Below are 2,245 nucleotides of genomic sequence, written 5' to 3' on the forward strand. Positions count from 1 at the left end.
TGTTCCGCACCGGCACTGCGGAACAATCGGAGCATGAGCATCGTCAAGATCAACGTACTCACGGTTCCGGAAGAACAGCGGGAAACGCTGGAGAAGAGGTTCGCCGCGCGGGCGGGCGCGGTGGAGGGCTCGGACGGATTCGAGTGGTTCGAGCTGCTCCGTCCCGTGGAGGGCACCGACACCTACCTCGTCTACACCCGCTGGCGGAGCGAGGAGGACTTCCAGCGCTGGCTGGCCGGCCGCGGCCGGGCCGCGCACGGTGGCGGCGGCGCGCAGGACGGCGCGCAGGACGACCGGCCGAAGCCCGCCGCCACGGACGCGACGCTGTGGTCGTTCGAGGTGGTCCAGCAGACCGGGCCGAAGCAGGCCTGAACGCGCCCGGGGCCCGGGCCCCGGGCCGAAACGGAGCAGGGCCCCGCACCGAAGTGCGGGGCCCTGCTGCAATCCCTGCGTACTCGCGTACGTACGGGTCAGGCGGGAACGATGTTCTCGGCCTGCGGGCCCTTCTGGCCCTGCGTGACGTCGAAGGTCACCTTCTGGCCTTCCTGGAGCTCACGGAAGCCCGAGGTGGCGATGTTCGAGTAGTGGGCGAAGACGTCGGCGCCGCCGCCGTCCTGCTCGATGAAGCCGAAGCCCTTTTCCGAGTTGAACCACTTCACGGTACCGGTGGCCATATCAAATCTCCTGAGACAGTGCACGGGAAAACGCACTTTACGAATTCCCTCATCGTCGCGATGATCACCTGCCCGGAGAACCGGTAGCAAACTGGCAACCACAACTGCAACTGACGTCAGCTTAGCACGGACCATATCCGCGGCAAGCGAGGAAAATCACCAAGGGAAAGCGCGGTCGACGCGTTTGAAGAAATAGATTTCTGTCACGGGCGCTGCATTTCTGTTCTGGCGAGAACAGATTTTCACCGGGGCCGGTGCGCCTCGTGCCCGCCCTGCCGGCGCAGCTCCTCGTAGTCCCGTTCGACCTGTTCCAGCCGCTCCTCCAGACCGACGATGCGGCACGCGGCGTCGGCCGGGATCCCCCGGTCCACGAGTTCGCGCACCCGTGCGGCGAGCTTCAGCTGACGGCGCGAGTAGCGGCGGTGGCCGCCCTCCGAACGCGTCGGGGTGATCAGCCCCGTCCCGTCCAGGGCGCGGAGGAAGGCGGGTGTCACTCCGACCAGTTCGGCGGCCCTGCCCATGGTGTAGGCCGGGAAGTGGTCGTCGTCGAGCCGGTCGGCGACGGAGAGCCGGCCGCCGTCCGGCCGGCGGACGCCGGCATCCGGCTGACTCTCCGAGGGCATGCGCACCTTCCCGTGGACCACCGGGACACGGACCGCCCCGGGGACGTGTTCCCCGCACAGGAACTCTAACCACCTCGGAAGGAAAACTGTCGCGGCGCACGCAGATGTCCGCTCTTGTTCACCGCGTCCGCGGCCGGTGCGTCTCCGTCCGGGCGCCGGGGGCGCCCTTCGGGCCCTCCTGGGGCCTTGACCGGTGCGGACCCATCTCCCGCAGGACGTCGTCGAGCTCGGCGGCGGTGAGGGACCGGTCCGGCAGCGGCGACGGTGGGGAGGCGCGCAGGCCGTCGAGGAGCAGGGCGAGGGGGCGGCGCCAGGCGTCGGGCGTGGCGGCCGTGGTGAGGGGCGGTACGGCGCGGCCGAGGGCGGCGAGGGCGAACAGGACGTCCTCCGTGGTGACGTCGGGACGCACGGTGCCCTCCTCGCGGCCCCGGCCGAGCAGCAGCTCCACCGTCCGGCGGTTGTGGGCGTGCACGGCGCGAAGGGCCTCGACGTCCGGCAGTCGGGTGGTCATGAGGTCGTCGGTGCCGCGGTCGTCGGCCAGGGTGCCGAAGACGGCGCCGAGGTAGTCGCTCAGTCCCGTCCAGGCGTCGGGGGCGGTCCGGGCCCGATCGCCGGCCGCCGTCGTGTCCGCCAGCCGGTCGCGGAACACGGCGGAGACGCGGTCCTGGTGTCCCTGGCGGCGGCCTCCCGCGACCCGCTGGTGTTCCCCGACCCCGACCGTTTCGACATCACCCGCCGCCCACGGGGTCACCTGGGTTTCGGCCACGGTCCCCACCACTGCCTCGGCGCCCCGCCGGCCCGCGCGCAGACCGCGATCGCCCTTCGCCTCCTCCTGGACCGCTACTCCTCCCTCGCCTTCGCGACCGACCCGGCGGGCCTCGCCCGGCGGACGAGCACCCTGCTGCGCGGCCTGAGGGAACTGCCCCTGCGTCTGGGCGGACCGGGAGG

General features: G+C 71.2%; 3 protein-coding genes and 2 pseudogenes. 2 read left to right on the forward strand and 3 right to left on the reverse strand.

From position 1 onward, the window contains the following. Nucleotides 1-33: 33 nt before the first annotated feature. A complete protein-coding gene (locus tag AOK18_RS29035) occupies nt 34-372 on the forward strand; it encodes an antibiotic biosynthesis monooxygenase family protein (protein WP_055696246.1) in 339 nt (112 codons plus the stop codon). 98 nt (nt 373-470) lie between these two features. Here AOK18_RS29035 and AOK18_RS29040 read toward each other — a convergent pair whose 3' ends face one another. The 3 genes and pseudogenes from AOK18_RS29040 to AOK18_RS34955 form a co-directional block, all read right to left on the reverse strand. Next, nucleotides 471-674, reverse strand: coding sequence for a cold-shock protein (locus tag AOK18_RS29040; RefSeq protein ID WP_004985680.1), 204 nt, complete (start codon nt 672-674; stop codon nt 471-473). A 242-nt stretch (nt 675-916) separates the two neighbouring features. After that, complete coding sequence (locus tag AOK18_RS29045) at nt 917-1,297, reverse strand: MerR family transcriptional regulator (protein ID WP_055572756.1); 381 nt, start codon at nt 1,295-1,297, stop codon at nt 917-919. 118 nt (nt 1,298-1,415) lie between these two features. Next, a pseudogene (locus tag AOK18_RS34955) lies at nt 1,416-1,955 on the reverse strand (SbtR family transcriptional regulator); the annotation flags it as partial. On the opposite strand from AOK18_RS34955, the pseudogene AOK18_RS34960 reads away from it, so the two are divergent. Next, nucleotides 1,950-2,245 (forward strand): annotated as a pseudogene (locus AOK18_RS34960) (cytochrome P450); the annotation flags it as partial. The pseudogenes AOK18_RS34955 and AOK18_RS34960 overlap by 6 nt on opposite strands.

It is taken from the genome of Streptomyces prasinopilosus (assembly GCF_001419695.1).
GTDB lineage: Bacteria > Actinomycetota > Actinomycetes > Streptomycetales > Streptomycetaceae > Streptomyces > Streptomyces prasinopilosus.